The sequence below is a fragment of the Arsenicibacter sp. R0_47 genome, assembly GCF_057652235.1.
On record NZ_JBYFCJ010000008.1, the window covers coordinates 86,720 to 105,657 of the forward strand.

The 18,938-nt window shown below is 51.8% G+C and carries 12 protein-coding genes; 5 read left to right on the top strand and 7 right to left on the bottom strand.

All coding sequences use genetic code 11. From position 1 onward, the window contains the following. The gene (locus tag AC23NW_RS16145; protein WP_487450668.1) at positions 1-3,174 is read right to left on the bottom strand and encodes a SusC/RagA family TonB-linked outer membrane protein; all 3,174 of its coding nucleotides are present in this window, start codon (positions 3,172-3,174) and stop codon (positions 1-3) included. 403 nt (positions 3,175-3,577) lie between these two features. Between AC23NW_RS16145 and AC23NW_RS16150 the strand changes: the two genes are divergently transcribed. Then, on the top strand, positions 3,578-4,342 hold the full coding sequence (locus AC23NW_RS16150) for a DeoR/GlpR family DNA-binding transcription regulator (protein ID WP_487450669.1): 765 nt from the start codon (positions 3,578-3,580) through the stop codon (positions 4,340-4,342). Positions 4,343-4,430: 88 nt separating this feature from the next. Here AC23NW_RS16150 and AC23NW_RS16155 read toward each other — a convergent pair whose 3' ends face one another. From AC23NW_RS16155 to AC23NW_RS16180, 6 genes are all read right to left on the bottom strand, one after another. Then, positions 4,431-6,071: a RagB/SusD family nutrient uptake outer membrane protein gene (locus AC23NW_RS16155; RefSeq protein ID WP_487450670.1), complete on the bottom strand. Its 1,641-nt coding sequence runs from the start codon at positions 6,069-6,071 to the stop codon at positions 4,431-4,433. A gap of 17 nt (positions 6,072-6,088) precedes the next feature. Then, positions 6,089-9,163 carry a SusC/RagA family TonB-linked outer membrane protein gene (locus AC23NW_RS16160; RefSeq protein ID WP_487450671.1) on the bottom strand — a complete coding sequence of 1,025 codons (3,075 nt, stop codon included), beginning with the start codon at positions 9,161-9,163 and terminating at the stop codon, positions 6,089-6,091. A 301-nt stretch (positions 9,164-9,464) separates the two neighbouring features. Then, positions 9,465-10,778 (bottom strand): bile acid:sodium symporter family protein, encoded by a 1,314-nt coding sequence (locus AC23NW_RS16165; RefSeq protein ID WP_487450672.1) that lies wholly within the window; start codon positions 10,776-10,778, stop codon positions 9,465-9,467. Between the two features lie 29 nt (positions 10,779-10,807). Next, complete coding sequence (locus tag AC23NW_RS16170) at positions 10,808-11,470, bottom strand: aspartate/glutamate racemase family protein (RefSeq protein WP_487450673.1); 663 nt, start codon at positions 11,468-11,470, stop codon at positions 10,808-10,810. Positions 11,471-11,557: 87 nt separating this feature from the next. Beyond that, positions 11,558-12,877, bottom strand: a complete 1,320-nt coding sequence (locus AC23NW_RS16175; protein ID WP_487450674.1) for a four-carbon acid sugar kinase family protein — start codon at positions 12,875-12,877, stop codon at positions 11,558-11,560. A 12-nt stretch (positions 12,878-12,889) separates the two neighbouring features. Further along, positions 12,890-14,134 carry a ribulose-bisphosphate carboxylase large subunit family protein gene (locus AC23NW_RS16180; protein WP_487450675.1) on the bottom strand — a complete coding sequence of 415 codons (1,245 nt, stop codon included), beginning with the start codon at positions 14,132-14,134 and terminating at the stop codon, positions 12,890-12,892. Positions 14,135-14,605: 471 nt separating this feature from the next. On the opposite strand from AC23NW_RS16180, the gene AC23NW_RS16185 reads away from it, so the two are divergent. The 4 genes from AC23NW_RS16185 to AC23NW_RS16200 are packed head-to-tail and all read left to right on the top strand — an operon-like array spanning position 14,606 to position 18,915. Next, positions 14,606-16,024, top strand: coding sequence for an L-fucose/L-arabinose isomerase family protein (locus AC23NW_RS16185; RefSeq protein WP_487450676.1), 1,419 nt, complete (start codon positions 14,606-14,608; stop codon positions 16,022-16,024). A gap of 3 nt (positions 16,025-16,027) precedes the next feature. Beyond that, positions 16,028-16,900: a transketolase gene (locus AC23NW_RS16190; protein WP_487450677.1), complete on the top strand. Its 873-nt coding sequence runs from the start codon at positions 16,028-16,030 to the stop codon at positions 16,898-16,900. Positions 16,901-16,916: 16 nt separating this feature from the next. After that, a complete protein-coding gene (locus tag AC23NW_RS16195) occupies positions 16,917-17,942 on the top strand; it encodes a nucleoside hydrolase (protein WP_487450678.1) in 1,026 nt (341 codons plus the stop codon). Positions 17,943-17,952: 10 nt separating this feature from the next. Next, complete coding sequence (locus tag AC23NW_RS16200) at positions 17,953-18,915, top strand: transketolase family protein (protein ID WP_487450679.1); 963 nt, start codon at positions 17,953-17,955, stop codon at positions 18,913-18,915. The last annotated feature ends 23 nt before the right edge of the window (positions 18,916-18,938 follow it).

Genomic DNA, 18,938 nt, shown 5'->3' on the forward strand with positions numbered 1-18,938 from the left:
TTAAAGGTCAACTTTGATACCGGTCGTAATCACGCGCGGGAGCGGGTAGGAGCCGTAATCGACGCCGATAAAAGCGCCGTTCGGCGCATTCCCCGACGCGTTCAGGCCGTTGCCGCCGCCGGCATAGTTGCTGGCACCGTAGGTGGTGTTTTCCGGATCGTAGTTGGTATACGAACTCCACAGAAAGACGTTCTCTGCATTGACATAGACGCGGGCCACTTTGAACGGCGTTTTCGCTAACAGTTTTGAAGGCAGGGTGTAGGAAATGCGGATATTTTTCAGCCGGGTAAAGGACGCGTCTTCTACCCACAGACTATGAAACTGATCCTGCAGGCCGGTCAGACCCAGCGTTGCCCGGAAATGTTTACCATCGCCCGGATTTGCTTCTGACCGCCAGCGGTTGTCGACACTGGCAAACATGTTACGGCCATTGTTCCAGAAGCCGAGGTAACGGAAATTCTGGTTAACAATCTCGCCGCCGTAGGAGCCCTGCAGAAAAAACGAGAAGTCAAATCCTTTATAGGCAAACGAGTTGGTCAGCCCGGCAATGAAATTTGGCTGGTAGTTACCGATCGTTGTCCGGTCGTCGACGGTGATTTTGCCATCGCCGTTAACATCGCGGATAATCGGGTCACCTGGCTTGGTAGTGCTGTAATGCGGATAGGCATCGACCGCCGCCTGATTCTTAAATACCCCATCGACCACATAGCCGTAGAAGTTCGAAATCGGCTGACCCACTTCGGTTTTCACCGCTACCACGAAGTCAGTATAGACAATCGGTGCATTGGTCGGGCCGAGCTGCAATACCGTATTACGGTTGCGGCTGAAATTGAAATCAGTTGTCCAGATCAGTTTGCCGGTGGTGTTTTTGGTGCTCAGATTCAGTTCAATACCACGGTTGCGCATCCGGCCGATGTTAGTCAGCTGGGTAGAGAAACCGGAAATGTCAGGAATCGGTACATTCAGCAACATATCGCGGGTGACCGAATTATAGTACTCAGCGGTCAGACTGATGCGGTCGCTCAGGAGCCGCAGATCAACACCGATATTGAACTGATTGGTGCGTTCCCAGCGCAGGTTGGTATTGGCGATGTTGGCAATCTGCAAACCCGAGGCCAGACTGGAGCCCGAGGCATAGTTTGAGGCATTCAACAGACTGATGGCTCCGTAGTTCGGAATCTGGTTATTTCCGGCTACCCCGTAGCTCGCCCGTACTTTCAGGCTGTTGATTGCCTTGATGTTTTTCAGGAAAGCCTCATCCGACAATAACCAGCCCGCAGATACCGACGGGAAATAACCCCAGCGGGTATTGGTACCGAAACGGGAACTGCCATCACGGCGAATGGCGGCCGAGAGGAAATATTTGTTCTGATAGTTGTATTGACCACGGGCCAGGTACGAAATCATCGACCATTCGGTGGCGGTACTGGACCCACTGGTAACTACTCCGGCATTCAGTGTTTCCACCAGGTCGTTCGGGAAGCTGCCGGAGGTAACGGTTGCAAACTCATCACGCTGCTTCTGCACCGAATACCCTGCCAGAACATTGACGGAGTGATCGCCGAACCGCTTGTCGTAGGTCAGCGTGTTTTCCGACAGCCAGTTCAGCATATACGATGACTGCACATTTCCTTCAGCAGGTAACAAGCCTGAATACCCATAGCCTTGGTTTTTGACCCGATACGAGTTTAGCCGCGTGTTATAGAGGTTACCGCTGATACTGGTTCTGAATTTCAGGTCATCGGTAATGAAGTACTCCGCGTAGCCGGTTGCCAGTGTATTAAAGGATTTATTTTGCTTGTGGATGAACCGTGTTAATGAATAAGGATGCCACAGGTTCAGGTCATTATAGGCAATGTATTTGCTCCAGACCGAGTTCGGATCCCTGTAGCCGAGATTTCCGTTTTCATTATATACCGGAAAAATCGGATCACTTTGAATGGCCAGGCTGATGACATCACTTTTACCCTGTGTGCCTTCCGTCCGGTCAAACACGGTTGTTGCGCCCAGATTCAGTCCGACGCTTAATTTTGAGGTCACAGCGTGTTTGATATTGGTCCGGAGGGCAAGGCGTTTGTAATAGTTCTGATCGAGAACGGCCTGCTGGTCGAGGTATGCTCCCGAAAACAGGAACTGCGTTTTTTCGTTGCCGCCCGAAACGGATAGCTGCGCATTTTTCGATGGCGCTACACGGAACATTACATCCTGCCAGTCCGTACCGGTACCGAATTGTTGCGGATTCGTAACAAAGTCGTCAGGAATACGGTAGGTCGACGGGCGGGCACTGTTCGGGTCAGATGCCTTATTAACGGTTGGATTCAGATCGACCCAGGCGTTATTGTGGGCATCAATGTAGTAGTTGATCCACTGCTGTGCATTCATCATCGGAACCTTACGCGTAACTTCCTGCACACCATATTCTACCCCGGCGCTAACCGTCGAGCGACCGGCTTTCCCGAGTTTGGTTGTAACCAGTACAACGCCGTTGGCACCGCGTGAACCATAAATGGCGGCCGACGATGCATCTTTCAGAATGTCTACCGACTCAATATCCTGTGGGTTGATCAGGTTGAGGTTGAAGTTTTCGAGGGGTACGCCGTCTACTACAAACAATGGGTTAGTACCGGCCGTAATCGAACTGATCCCCCGAATCCGGATAATCGGCGAAGCGCCGGGCGCACCCTGCGACTGGGTAATATTTACACCGGCTACTTTGCCTGCCAATGACTGCGTAATGTTGCTGAACGAACGGTCTTTAAACTCATTAAACGCTACTGAAGCGACTGCTCCCGTTATGGCGCGTTTGCTTTGCGTACCATACCCGACAACCACCACCTCATTCAGAGTTTTGTTAGACGGAGTCATTGCCAGGTCAATTGCTGTCCGGTTATTTACGGCAACCTCCTGCGTTTCGTAGCTGATTGAACTGAAAACCAGCGTGGCATTTTCGTTAACGGAAAGGGTATACTTACCGTCCTGATTCGTGATGGTACCGGTTGATGCCGACTTTACAACCACCGATACACCGGGTAGGGCTTTACCGGATTCGTCCGAAACTTTTCCGGTTACCTGAAACGACCGGTTTTGGCCAAAACTATTTACGCATAAAATCGAAAGGAATAGAAAAGCGGTATGTACCAACCACCGACGCTTGAGTAGATAAATATGATTCATATACTGGCATTTTTGTGTTTAAGGGCAATTAAATCAATAAAAAATACTAAAATAATTCCTTAAATGTAGGCTTGCCTTTGCCGTTAAGTCTCCTGTACTCTCCTGTAGAATTGTTTCGAAATTTTTGTTTTGTTTTCTTTTTATTGTCTTTTTGGGTTTTTGGATAAAGTATATTGTTGGTATTATCCTACAAAAGATTATGAATCTTGATTGATTGCTTTTGATTATCCTGGAATAGGCCAATTTGGAAATGGGCGGGAATAAGAATATCAATCTGAACGTGATCTGTTTAAAATAATTCGGTCCGGGCTTTGTACAGGTTGCAGATACTTACAGTATCGGGATTGTCGGGTTCAGATACTTTTCGTTACTTTTGACTTTTTCAGCAAACGAAATAATACCTATGCTCCCCAATCAACGACGGGATAAAATACTTGAGCTGTTAAAGGAAGACGGATCGGCGAAGGTGATTGACCTTGCGCGCATTTTTAAAGTTACCGAAGTAACGATTCGTCAGGATCTGGATAAACTGGAAAAAGACGGCCTGGTCATCAAAGAACACGGCGGGGCTTATCTCAAAAATGTAGAAGATCAGCTGCGTTCATTTTCGCTTGGTAATCAGGATAATATTGATAAAAAGGAAGTGATCGCCAATAAGTGCATGGAGTTCATTGAAGAGGGCGATACCATTATTCTGGACTCCGGGTCAACGACGACCGAGATTGCTAAAAAGCTGCGCGGCTTCAAAAATCTGACGGTCATTACCAATGCCCTGAATATTGCCGTTATGCTGGGTGCCGAACCCGGCATCGAGCTGATCGTTACCGGCGGCGAATTCAAGCCACCGACCTTATCGCTCACCGGGCAGAAAGCGGCCGACTTTTTCAAGGGCCTGAACGTTCAGAAGCTCTTTCTGGCAACGGCCGGTATTTCCTTGAAGTCAGGGCTTACCTACCCGAGTATCAGCGATTTAGTGGTAAAGAAGGCGATGATCGACGCCGCCGACACTACCTACCTAGTCGCCGATTCTACAAAAATGGGTAAATCGGCGTTTGCCAGCCTGGGTGCGCTCTCGCTCATTAATTACATTATCACCGATGCCGGTATCGAAGACAAACACAAGCAGGTATTCCATGATCATGAGATTGAACTCATTATTGCTACGTGAGCTTACCTTCCAGGAACAGGGCCGCCTGGCGACCGTCCGCGGCTGCGGTTCTAAACTTCCAGAAAGGTAAGCTCACGTAGCAGATCAATCAATACCCCGGATTCTGCGTAAACGTCCCTTTGCTGGTTACGGCATCAATTTCACTTTGCGGAATAGGCCGCAGCAGGTGAAAGTCCTGAATATACTTACCGGCATCCGGGTTATATTTCCGGACCCGTTCCAGCAGTTTGTTGGTCCGCTTCAGATCAAGCCAGCGGTACTGCTCACCAGCCAGTTCGCGGGCACGTTCGTCCAGAATAAAGTCAATCGTCACATCAGCGGCTGCGACCTGCATGCTGGTCTGCCGGCCGGCTACCGCCGCCCGCGTTCTGACCTGGTTGAGGTAATACGCTGCCGAATCCTTCCGGCCCAGATTCAGTTGTGCTTCGGCAGCAACGAGATAAATGTCAGCCAACCGGATCAGGTAGGCATCGCGCGAACTTTCAGTCGTGGCATCCGTGGCCCGGGTGGCGTCTTCAAATTTCCGGAGCGACACATAATGGAACCGGTCATTGGGTGTTCCATCGGCTTTATACATGTCGTTCTGGTCGTAAATCCGGTATTTTTTTGATTGCCGGAAAGCCGCAGAGACCGGATATTTCGTGGTGTAAATGGCCGTATCCCCAATATTGATACCCGCCGGCCGCTTGGACGCATCTGTTTCGTTGGCAAACCAGGCCCCTTTAAACGAGGCGAAATACCGTGCATCGTTCTGCTCATTAAACAGGTTCAGCAGAAACAAAGTTGGCATATAGCGAACATTCGGGAAGCCATTCGCCACATCGCGTTTCATGCCTGGCTGGGTGTTATATTCCATCAGGTATAACGTATGGTTTATGTTACTGCCTGCGTTGAAGGCCAGATTTGAGGAATAATTTACCGACCAGAGTACTTCCGTATTCTGCTGATTGGTCATTCGCCACAGATCGGCATAGTTCGCCAGCAGTTTATACGAATACCCGGTAATTACCTTTTTGGCAAAATTCCCCGCTTCCTGATTTTTACCGCGTGTCAGGTAAATTTTGGCCAGAAATGCTTCGGCGGCCGGTCGTGTGATGCGGCCATAGTCCGTAGTGGTCAGCGGAATAGCCGTGACGGCAAACTGTAAGTCGCTCAGAATCTGTTCGTATACCTGATCCGGTGCAACGCGGGAGGCGGTTGTTTCAATACCTTCGGTCGGGGTTAGCCGGAGCGGAATGGCTCCGAAACTTTCCACCAGATGGTAGTAATACCAGGCACGTAGGAAACGGGCTTCCCCTTCCAGCTCTTTTTGCCGTGATGCCGGCAAGCCTGCTTCGGGCATATATTTCAACACCGTATTGGCCAGGTTGATGGCTGCATAGCATTGCTGCCACATCCGGTTTTTTACCCAGACATTATCAGATGCTAAGCTCTGGTAAGTCGTTAGCGAAGGTTGCGGAAAAACCCCGTTGGAGCCTGTATTGCCGTTATTGGCGGCATTGGTCCAGATGTCGGTGCCCATTTCCAGTAACGCCTGCCCTTCTTCCTTTCCGTAGAAATACCGGTTGTAGGTATAGATGCCGTTTACGCCGGCTTCGACCCCCTCCGGGGTGATAAACAGACTCTCGGCCGTAGACCCGGCCGGATTGTATTCGCGTAAGGCATCCTCACAAGCCAGCAGGGAGGTGCCCAGAGCAAGTGCCGTTATAAATTTTATGTACGATTTCATACGATTTGCGGTTACTGTTAGAATGCCAGGTTTAGCCCGAATACATACAAACGGTTCAGCGGACGATCGATAACGCCTTCACCTTCAGGATCAAAATCCTTAATGTTGCTGAACGATTGCAGGTTTTTACCCGATACATAAATGCGCAGGTTGTCAATTTTGGCCTTACCGGTAATCGCCTTCGGAATGGTATACCCAAGGGTAATGTTCCGGATTTTGGCATAGGATGCTTCCCGCTCTGTCAACGTTGTCACATAGGTAGAGGCGCGGGTGGCGTTCGGACGCGGGTACTCATTCGTCGGGTTCTCCGGTGTCCAGTAATCGATGCGGGCGCCGTTGTTATTGCCGTTCCGGTTATACTTGGCGTAGTAGTCGGAGCTGATCCACTGTCCGACACGGGCAATCACCAACACGTTGAGATCAAAGCCTTTATAGCGGAGATCATTCGATAAGCCACCGGTCCATTTCGGCACGCGGGAACCAATGATCGTCCGGTCGAGGCTGTTGATAATACCGTCGTTATTGAGGTCTGCAATCTTAATGTCGCCGGGAATCGCGTTGTATTTTGCTGCCGCCGATTCTTCGCCTAATTGCCAGATACCCAGCTTGCGGTAATCGTAATAAATCTGCGAAGGCTGTCCCTGAATCAGTGAATTACGGTAGTCGTCCGCAATCACATTGCCGTTCGGCAGCGACACAATGCGCTCGCGGTTGCGGGCAAACGTCAGGTTCGTCGACCATGTGAAATCCTTCCGGCTGACGTTCTGCGACTGAATTGCCAGTTCCAGACCCTGGTTGCGCGTTACCCCGATGTTCCGGTTAACGGTGGTAACACCCGTCAGAAGCGGGAGAGTATAGGGGAAGATCAGGTCGTTGGTGCGGGCATCGTAGTAATCAAGGTTGGCCGTAATCCGGTTTTGCAGGATGCCTACGTCCAGCCCGATGTCGGCCGTACGGGTCAGCTCCCATTGCAGGTTCTGATTGCCGATTGTCTGATTGATCAGATACGCATTAGCCGCATTGGCATCGTTGTACGAAAAGGAGACGGTAGCCAGAGAGTTTTGGGTGGCATAGGGATTAATCACGTCGTTCCCTGAAATTCCGTAGCTGGCCCGTAGTTTGAGGTCGGTAAACAGGTTCTGGTTCTGCATGAATTTCTCTTCCACAATGCGCCAGCCAAGCCCTGCCGACGGGAAAAATGCCCACTTATGGCCTTCGCCCAGTTTCGAAGATCCGTCGCTGCGGCCGGTGACAGTCAGCAGATACCGGTCTTTAAAATTGTAATTAACACGGCCGGTAAAGGATATGAGGCGGTTGCTGCTAAACCCGCTGCCATAGAACGGATTCTGGTTGGCCGCGGTCAGGTTGTAAAAATACTGCGCCGGAATCAGCTGGTTGTTGCCCCCCGCATAACTTGATGTATTGGTAAATGACAGATAGCTTGTTACGCCCGTAACCGTAAATGAATGATCCCGAACGGTACGTTTATACGTAAGCACGTTTTCCCAGCTCAGGTTCCGGCTCTGGTTGTTGGTAATCGAGGCCTGGGCATTCGCTCCGCGACCATCAATTGTGTTACGGCCATAAAAGCTGCCCGCCTCCGAAGTGGAAAAAATAGCACCCAGCGTTGACCGGATGGTGAAGCCTTCGAATGGTTTCAGTTCAAGGTATGTCGATAAGGTTCCGCGGTTAGTTTTCGTATTGCGTTTGTAGGCGTTGGGCTGCTCATCGGCCAGCGGGTTAATGACCGTACCACCTAACGGGAACACGATAAAATTGCCGTTCTCATCGTAAGGCGTTCCTAACGGTGAAATGTTTGACGCCGTGTTGAAAGGGTCACGGCGGATATCGTTGTCGATGTAGGCGAGCTGGGTTTGCATACCAACCGTTACCCAATTATTAATGGTCTGATCGACGTTCAGGCGGGCCGAGTAACGCTTATACTCATCGAGTTTCATCAGGCCTTTTTCCTGAAAATAACCACCGGAGAAGTAGATTTTTGTTTTATCGGTTCCACCCGTAATGCCCAGGGTATGATCCTGCTGAAAGCCGTTATGCAACAACTGATCCGGCCAGTTTGTAAACCGGTTGTTCTGAATCGCCTGTAACTGATTGGCGTTAAATATTTTAGAATCATCTGCCTGGCTGCTCCATGTACCGGTGGCCCGATAGGCTTCGCGGCGGAAAGCAATGTACTCCGGTCCGTTCATAAACTCCCCGTAACCGGCAACTTCCGAAACCCCCGCATAGGAGTTCAGGGTCAGTTTCGGTTTACCTGACGTGCCGCGTTTAGTCGTGATAATGACGACCCCGTTCGCCCCGCGTGACCCGTAAATAGCCGTTGACGAGGCATCTTTCAGAATGTCAATCGACTGAATATCATTTGGGTTAATGTCAGACGCGTTTACTCCCTGCACGCCGTCTACAATGTAGAGTACGTTGTTGGAACTGCCCGGGTTGGCAATGGACCGGTTCCCGCGGATGCGGATAGACGCCCCTTGTCCCGCATACCCGTTGGCACGCGTAATGTCTGCGCCGGGGATTTTACCCTGCAACGATTCAACGACGGTCGTTACCGGTACTTTGGTGGTTTCTTCGCCTTTGATGGAGACCACCGAGCCGGTCAGATCGCGTTTGCGCTGGGTGCCATACCCAACTACAACAACCTCCGACAGTTGTCGGGCGTCGACCTGCATTGATACTTCCACCGTGGATTTTGTTCCGATGGCTATTTCCTGATTCAGGTAACCTACTGAACTGAATACCAGCGTGGCTGCGTCATCCGGTACGTTAAGCTGAAAGGCACCGTTTGGATCGGTTGTGGTGCCGCGGCCCGTGTTTTTAATCACGACGTTAACACCAGGTAGTCCCTGACCATTTTCATCCTTGACAACACCGTTCACCGGGCGTTCTGCCCGAAGACCGGTATTGCCTGTAGCTGTTGGCGCGGCCGTCCGTTGAGCCTTACCACTGTTCTTTTCAATTCCTGCCAGAAGTGCTTGCTTCTCTGCTGGTTGTATTTGCGCATTTGACATACCCGAATGCACAAAACCCACCCAGCCAACCAAACAGAGGGTACGAAGTCGTAACATCAGTTGAGTAATTAGTGAGTTAAAGGTTGCTTACTTTTCCTGTTGAAGCCTGATTGATATTGACCGGAAAACCGAAAAGCCCGGGCAAGCCGGATTAATCACTGATCCAGAAACAGTATATCTAAGTAAGAAAAGTTTATACAAACTTAGGCAGAACCCATGTCAGTACCCTACATCATGTTCTCTAAAAATTATACAATATTATCATGCCAGAATGTCAATGCATAGGGTGGGAAAAACATACGGTACCACTTTGTTGTAGCAGGATTCAGCCAATTAATGAGCCAGGCACCAACGGATGTCAGGCGTCAATGCCGGTTACGGCGTTGACTGTTCCGGGCGTAGTTTCCGATGGAGCGGTCGGGCGGCGGCGCCAGTAATTTGCCAGCAGTGAGCCGGAAATATTCATCCAGGGGCTGAAAACGGCGGCCGGTAAGCCAACGGTGCCAAGCTTGCCCATACTGCCGGCCAGCCCGGAGGCCATGCCTCCGTTTTGCAGCCCGACTTCAAAGGCAACGGTACGGGCAGCGTCTTTGTCCAGCCCGAAAAGCCGGCTGAGCCAGTAGCCGAAAAAGTATCCGGCCCCGTTGTGAATCACCGAGCAAATGAACAGCAGAAAGCCAACACGCATTAGGTTTTCCCGGCCGGCTGCGGTCGTAACGGTGGTGAAATAGATGATTCCGAACATGGAAATCAGGGGCATCAGGCTATCAAGTTTTGTAAAGCGCAGAGTAAGCTGGTGATAAACAACGCCAACGAGTACAGCACCCACCAGAAAACTGAAAATCTCAGCAGCCTGGAGGCTTTGGGGTTGCTGCATAATTTCCCCGATCAGCTGCCAGCCACCGGTGGCTAAAAAAACAAGCCACCCCGCCGCCACGAATGCCGCGAGGGTTACCACACGTTTACCGCGTGGAGTTGCTTGTTTGAGGTAGTCATGAAGAAGGGCGGCAAAGATGGGTACGATGACGATCTTGATAATCTCCATCATCATGTTTACAAAGCTGATATTGATCAAGGTGCCTGCCAGCAGTTTCAGCAGCAACGGCGTCAGAAACGGAGCCGCGAGGGTAGCCATGGCGGTTACAACTACCGAGAGTACCAGATTGGCTTTGGCCAGATAAACCATGACATTTGAGGCAAGGCCGCTGGAACAGGACCCGATCAGGATGACACCTGCCGCGATTTCGGGCTCAAACCGGAAGAGTTTGGTCAGCAGCAGACCCATCAGCGGCATTACCGTGAAATGACAGAACAGTCCGATCAACACGCCTTTGCCCGAAGACCGGAGCCCTGCAAAATCGTGGATACTCATCTGAATTCCCATGCCAAACATGACCAGCTGGATAATGATCAGTATGAGCCACTTGTTACGCAGATCGAACCCGCCCCAATTCGTGAATGCCTGCGGATAGAGCATGGCCGCAGCCACAGCAACTATAATCCAGGCGGTATACTGGTACGTGGCTAAAGCCGGTATAGTGCGCATCCCGACCGTGAAACTGACCAGCGCAAGAAGTCCTGCCGGTTGCCAGTAGACAGGCTGCTGTAACAGCAACATAACAATTGTGACGATACCGGCGAGAGCTGCAATAAATAAAGATAGCTTGTTCATGGTCAGTCTACTAGGGGATGCGCATTTGATTAGTTCAATAAGGCAGCAAGGGCCTGAACGGCAATTGGCGGACTGGCCAGGATCGGCGTTTGTTTGTCGGCTTCATCAAGCGTTTCCACTACGCGCGCCATGGAAGCCTGGGCTAGCAGGATGACATCAACCTGCTGGCTGAGTTCCTTGAGCGCTCCGGCAACTTTCTGGTCATGGGTTGCCGCGTCACCGCTCATCAGGGCTTCAAAGGCGCCTTCGCACAGCACCGACGTCAGCTCAATCGCCTTCCCGGCGGCCAGTGCTCGGCGGCGGACGAGGTCACTGGTGGGGCCAAGGGTGGTTGGCAAGGTAGCAATGACGCCAATGCGTGTGCCGGTCTGTACGGCTTTATCGGCCATGGGCTGATCAACGCGCAGTACCGGTACGCTGGTGAGCGCGGCGGCGGCTTCCACGGCGGCCCCGATAGAGGAACAGGTTACCAGAATAAAATCAGCACCGGCTGCTTCCGCCGAACCCACATAATCAACAACCCGCCGGGCCGTTTCAGGTGTAAGTTTGCCGGTTTTAATGACGTGCTTAATCAGGCTGTCGTCAACGATATTGAAGGTTTGGACGCCTGGCAGGTACTCGTTGCAAAGCTGTTGAAAGACAGGCACAAGCGTTGCCGATGTATGAATAAGACCAAGTGTTTTAGCAGACATATTCCGTTCGATTCAGGGTTTATTAAATTGAAAAGTCAATAAGCATCTACCCGCTAGCTAGGTTGGATGAATGGCACAGGCATTCGGTCACTTCCCCTCGCGGAGCAGGCAAAAGTAGTGTTCGTCCCCGACTTGTCCCCCCTTAAAATTGACCTCAAGCCCGTCAAGCGGTGAGGCCGGTGCAATGGCTTTGCAGAGGGGAGCGCCGGGCACAAGCGGGGCCAGCATGTCTACTGCCTCAATGCCCATGGCCCGCGCCGCATAGCTCGACGTATCGCCCCCGGCGACGACAACCCGTTTTAAGGAGGCAGCACTGACCAGATCACGGGCAATACCGCCCAGGAGCGTACCCAGACGGTCGGCCGGAATGGTCGAACCACGATCAAAAGTACCGCCGGCCGAATGAATAACTACCGATTGCTGCCGGAGCAGGATGGGTAAGGCTGTCCTGATCAGCGCTTCCCGGAGTTGTGTATCGTCGTTGCCTGATGTTAACTGATCTACCGGCAGTATAACCTCCGCGAAACCATTTTGGAGTGCAACTTGTACCTGCCGGGTGGCTACAGGCGAGCAACTACCCGAAATGACCAGCAATGGTTCGGCGGGTCCAATGCCCGGCCAGTCTGTTTTAGGAGAAACAGCACCGGTTTGATTCCAGTATGCCCCAAGCGCCATGTCGATGCCTGATGATCCGACGGAAAAGATCGGGTTCGTTGAGGCAATACCCGTATCCAGCCATTCGCCGATTGGTCGCAAATGGGCTTCTTCGAGGGCGTCGACAAAGATAATCCGTTTGCCGTCAGCGACCTGCCGGTTCACGACCTGTCGGATTGTTTTCTGATCACCGGTGATTTGGAGAATGTCCAGTAAGCCGCTTTCCAGCGGTGTTTGCCTGGCAAGATGCAGGCGGAGATCGCTTTCGTCCGCCGGCGTTACGGGGTGTTTACGCATCGAAGGGTGGCGGTCCAGGCGGTAAATAGCACCCTGACTACCAATGCCCATACGGGCAAACAGATTACCGAAAATACTGTATCGGCCGAGAGACGGAGCCGCAACCAGCACCGGAACAAAGGGTTGGTCAAAGACCTGTAAGCCCGTTTCAATGGCCTTGCCAATGCTGCCGGTTTGGGGAGACGAGTCAAATGTGGAGCAGACTTTGTAATGCACATGCCTGACATCCAGTTGTTTTAAGGTCGAAAATGCCTGGTTCAGGATCGCCTCCATTGGTTCGGGGGCCATCGAGCGAGTCAGACCGGCCACACCGATAGCGTCAAGACCCGGGTAGGCTGCCAGCTGTTCGGTGGAAGGGGTATCAATGAATAAGACCGTGCGTAAGCCTGCGCGGCTTAAAAACTCAAGCGCGTCGGTAGAGCCCGTAAAATCATCTCCGAAATAGGCAAGATACATGTGGTATTCGGGTTATTTTTTGCCAAATTTCGCCACCGACTGTCCGAATTCCGGATACGCTTTGGCCGCTTCTTCCACAGATAAGCCATCTACCGCTGCCTGCCATGCCTGTTGCAGGGCCATAACCCCGGCTGCCGGTCCCCACGGATGCGCCAGAATCCCGCCCCCTGCCATATACAGCAGGTCCACGGTTTGGGTGCGCCGGTAGGTTTCGGGGGCCTGACCGCCCCATTGGCCGGACGACACCACCGGAAGTACTGAGTAGCCGCCAAACATAGGGGTCAGACAGGCTTCGATGGATTGTACTACGCTATCGTCTGATTCCCAGAACTTATTCTGAATGCCGTTGACGTGGATCTGATCAACCCCGGCCAGCCGCCACAGCTTCTGATAGGCCGGAAAAGCAATGCCCAGCAGCGGATGACGGGTAAGCATGCCCCAGCCGTTCCGGTGACCGTGGATGGCCAGTGCCCGGTTATCGGCGATTTTTTTCATCGCAGAAATACCTACGCTGTTCAGGCTGATCATGGCGCAGGTACCACCGCTTTGTACTACTTTTTCGTAGTTGCGCTGCATTTCATCCAGTTCGCCGCTGATGTTGAAGGCATACATCACTTTTTTGCCGGTTTTGTCGGCATGGCGGTTGATGACGTCCATGAGCGCATCTACCCGTGCGGCGAAGGGAGAATTGGCGGTACTGCCCATCAATTCGTCGTCTTTTACAAAGTCGATACCAGCTTCAGCCAGCGTTTTCACTAGGCCGGCGGTATGTTCCGGCGTAAGTCCGACACTGGGCTTAATGATGGTCCCGATCAGTGGGCGACCATATACATTCGTCAGCGTCCGGCAACCTTCGATGCCGAAGGCCGGGCCTTGATAATGTGCTGAAAAGGAATCCGGCAGTTCAATATCGAGCAGTTTTAAACCGGTAAACTGTCGTAGCTCATAGAGATTTCCCTGTAGGGTTGAAATCAGCACCGGTAAGTTATAGCCGAAATTTTCAATTGACCAGGAAACGCTGACCAGTGCCTGCTGGTAGGTACCTGACGCGCTGACGGCCCCTGGAATGGACGGTTCTGTCGAGGTTCCCAGCGGAGTCACCTGCTCCACACGGGCGGCAAAGCGCTGTTTTAATTCATCCGTTTCACCGGGAACAGCCACGAAGGTGCCGGAGGACTGCTCACCTGCCAGAACGGCCGCTGCTGCGTCCGGACTGTATGGGGTTTCGATTAGGTACGTAGCCGTAATACGCTCCATATGATCTGTTTATGTCAGGTCTGACCCTTATTCAGTGATCAGAATACGCCGGGTTCATGTGTGTTAATCAGTCAGCATACTGAAATCATACAATACGATAGACCGCAACTGGTTGACTGATGGTATAAAACCCAAAATTAGTAGCAATATACCTTGACGATTTCTGCAATCCTGGCGGTCAACTGTAGGATGTTAGCATTTTGTTTCCGGATACCCAACAGGAGCATGTATATGCATTTACAATCATAGAAAAACGAAAGAATTGATAATTGTTAAAAAGTGGATATACGAAACAATAGTTATCCGGTTAGCAGGGTTTACGGATTGTTTAGCTGAATAATACACGATGGTCACCGCTTTATACCAGAAAGAGGGTATTCAGATTTATGTTTATTTTCTATTTGTTTTTATTGCTTTTGTTCGTTTATCTTTGCTGAGGTCCTTAACCTGACCGGACATCCTAAATACACTATGCATATTAACGCTAAAGGGCCCGTAACGCTCGGGGTCATCATTGGAAACAGAGATTTCTTTCCTGATACATTAGTGGGTGAATGCCGTACTGATCTTTTGCAGGCATTTGAAAAGGCAGGGGTTAAGCCGGTCATGCTGGATGAGTCAGTAACAAAATTAGGCGGGGTTGAAACCTTTGCCGAAGCGCAGAAATGTGCGGAACTCTTCCGGAAGCACGCCGATGAGATCATGGGAGTGTTGGTCGTGTTACCCAATTTCGGAGATGAAAAAGGCATTGCTGAGACCCTGAAACTGGCCCGTCTGGATGTACCGGTGCTTATTCAGGCGTATCCGGATGACCTGAACCGCATGGATGTTGCCCGTCGCCGCGATGCGTGGTGTGGTAAAATTTCAGTCTGTAATAATCTGTATCAGTTCGGGATTAAGTATACCCTGACAAGCAAACACGTCGTACACCCGTCTGACCCCGGCTTTGCCGCCGACCTCTCGGACTTCCTTGGGGTTTGCCGCGTGGTAAAAGGCCTTCGTAATGTCCGGATTGGTGCAGTTGGTGCCCGCCCCGGCGCGTTTAATACGGTTCGGTACAGTGAAAAGATTCTGCAACGCAACGGCATTTCGGTCGTAACCGTCGATTTATCGGAGATTCTGGGTAAAGCAAACAAGCTTACTTACGCCGATCAGGCAGTTAAAACACGGCTGGAGGCCATTAATGCCTACGCCCCGAGTGGTAAAACGCCGAACGATAAGCTGGTACAGATTGCTAAACTTGATGTCGTTCTGGCCGACTTTATGGCGGAGTATGCGCTGGATGCAACGGCCATTCAATGCTGGACATCCATTCAGCAGAACTATGGCTGTAATGTCTGCACGAACATGAGTATCATGAGTGAGAACATGTTGCCGAGCGCCTGCGAAGTTGATGTGACGGGTACGCTGAGTATGTACGCCATGCAACTGGCATCGGGCTCGCCGAGTGCACTGGTTGACTGGAACAACAATTACGCCGACGACGAAAACAAATGTGTATTGTTCCATTGCGGTAACTGGGCAAAATCATTTTTGCCTGATATTGAGATCAGTACGGCGCCGATTCTCGGTACATCGGTTGGCGTTGAAAATACTTATGGAGCACTGGCCGGCCGGACACCTGCCAACCCGCTGACATTTGGCCGGATTAGTACCGACGACCCGAAGGGCATTATGAAAGCCTATATCGGCGAAGGCGTATTGACCGACGATCCGCTGAATACGTTTGGCAACCGTGCGGTGGCACAGATTGATAACCTGCAGGGACTGATGCAGTATGTCTGCCGGAACGGATTTGAACACCATGTGGTCATGAATGCCTCCAAAACGGCCGGTATCCTGCGTGAAGCCTTTGAAAACTATATGGGCTGGGATGTATACCAGCACTAATGCATGACGACTCCGGACACAGTACCTGCGGCCACGACACCGGTGGCAGGTGCCTCTAAACGGTATTCAACGGAAGCACTGATCCGCAAATCGGTGGAATACCGCCGTAAAATTCTTCGATACATTGTACAGGCCAACGCCGGTCATACGGGCGGGAGTTTGTCATGTATCGATATTCTGAATGTGCTGTATAACAACGTGCTGAACGTGAGCCCCGGGACCTTCGGCTCACCGGAACGCGACCGCTACATTCAGAGTAAAGGGCATACCGTAGAAGCCTTGTATGTGGTCCTGGCCGATCAGGGCTTCTTCCCCGAATCTGATCTGGAAACGTTATGTCAGTACCAGTCGCACTATATCGGTCACCCGACGCGGAAAATCAAGGGGGTGGAGCAGAATACAGGTTCGCTGGGGCATGGCCTTCCGCTGAGCGTCGGAACCGCGATTGCCGCTAAACTTGACAACCTGTCATACCGGGTGTTTACCCTGCTTGGCGACGGCGAGCTGCCTGAAGGCTCCAACTGGGAAGCGGCACTGCTGGCGTCTCACTATAAGCTCGATAACCTGTGCGCAATCATTGATAAAAACACATTGCAGATTACCGGCCCGACCGCGGATGTATGCAGCACTGACCCGCTCGACAAAAAATTTGAGGCGTTTGGCTGGTCTGTGCGGCAGGTAGACGGGCATGATCTGGCAGCGTTGCAGGAGGCATTTGACGCCATGCCGTTTGAGCCTGGCAAACCAAGCCTGATTATTGCCAATACCGTAAAAGGCAAAGGTGTCAGCTTCATGGAGAATGTACTGAAGTGGCACCACGGCGTTCCCAATCCTGAGCAATATGCACAGGCCCTTACTGAATTGTCCCATCCGTAATACCTCACTGAACGCTATGCAAACATGGTTGACAACCGGTTGTTGGATGGCTGCATTGTGTTGCCTGATCATCACCTTCAGCGCCAATAGCCAGCCGGCCGGACTGAGTAGCGTCCAGCCACGGATGCGGGTTATTATTGATAATGACTTCAGCGGTGATCCCGACGGGCTGTTTCAGCTGGCGCATCACCTGATGTCGCCTTCGGTAGAAATCCGGGCTGTCATCGGTTCGCACCTGAGCGTTAAAGACGGTTTCGACCCGTCGGCGACGCAGGCGGAAAATGCAGTCAAAAAAGTAAGGGAAGTGTTTCAGATAATGAACATTACCAAAAGCATTCCTGTGCTGACCGGCTCAAACGTGGCAATGCCGGATGACAGCACGCCGGTCAAAAGCGAGGCCGTAAATTTTATCATTCAGGAGGCTTTGCGTACTGATACCAAACAGCCATTGTACGTTGTCTGCGGAGCCGGTCTGACCGAAATCGCTTCGGCACTGCTGACCAACCCGAACATCGCGGATAAACTGACGCTGATCTGGATCGGCGGACCCGAATATACGGAGCTGGCACCGCCACCGCCGAACTATTCCGAGGTTGAGTATAACCTGAACATTGACCGCGCAGCGGCACGGGTGATTTTCAATAAATCGACGGTGCGGCTCTGGCAGGTCCCCCGCAATATGTACCGGCAATGCCTGTTTTCGTACGCCCAGCTGCTGACGAAAGTGAAACCTCACGGTAAAATCGGGGCTCATCTGTCTACCACACTGGAAATACTGATGGGACGTATTCAGCGCTTTCTGAACATCGGGGAAACGTATGTGCTGGGCGACAGTCCGCTGGTACTATTAACGGCACTGCAATCCTCCTTTGAAGCCGATCCGTCGTCGAGTCAGTACGTGGTCCGGCAGGCACCGCGCATCAATACCGCAGGGACCTATGCCTACAATCATGCCGGCCGGCCCATTCGGGTATATACCCTGCTGGACACGGGCCTGATGTTCGCCGATTTTATTGCCAAACTAGAATTAATGTATCCTTAAGGCCTATTTCATGGGAGAAATAACCACTGTTGCTCCGAATTCAACGGCTCAGGCAAACCTGGATGTTTTTTCGGCAACCCTGCAGCAACTTGCCGGAACAGACCCTAATCTGCTGGTGGTGACCAGCGATTCGCGGGGATCAGGCAAGCTGGTCCCGTTCGGGCAGACATTTCCGAAACAACACATCGAGATTGGTATTGCCGAGCAGAATCTGGTTGGTGTCGCGGCGGGGCTGGCGTCAGCAGGCAAGAATGTTTTCGCCGTCTCTCCCGCCTGTTTTCTGACTGCCCGTTCGTTCGAGCAGATCAAAACCGATGTCTGCTATTCCAACAATCCGGTGCGGCTGATCGGCATTAGTGCCGGTGTGAGTTATGGCGCCCTGGGATCCACGCACCACAGCCTCCACGACTTTGCGGCGTTGCGGGCTGTGCATAACCTGACGATTGTTGCCCCTGCGGATAATTTTGAAACAGAGCAGGCTATTCGTCAGGCTGCGGCCTCTGAAACGCCGGTTTATCTGCGGTTCGGGAAAAAAGCAATGCCATTGTTGTCAGACGATCAGTCGTTTACACTGGGAAAGGGGCGGATTGTGAAGGAAGGTGCTGACCTGATTCTGATCGGAACCGGCGAAACGGTTTATCCTGCTTTGCAGGCTGCCCGCAGCCTCGAAGACCGGCATGGTATTCAGGCAACGGTGGTGAGTATGCACACCATTAAGCCACTGGACTATGCCCTGCTGGCGGAGCTTGCCGGCAAAGGCGTACCGATTATTACCGTGGAGGAGCATAGTATTTTCGGTGGGCTGGGTGAAGCCTGCGCCTCGTTCCTGATTCAAAACGGCTACACGAACCGGTTTAAAATCATGGGTATTCCGGATGAATATACCGTGACTGGCTCGCAGGTAGAGATTCTGGCCCATTACGGGCTGTCTGAAACCGGCATTGCCGCCGAAGCCCTGACACTATTGCGTTAAAACCCTAGCTAATCCTGAATCCA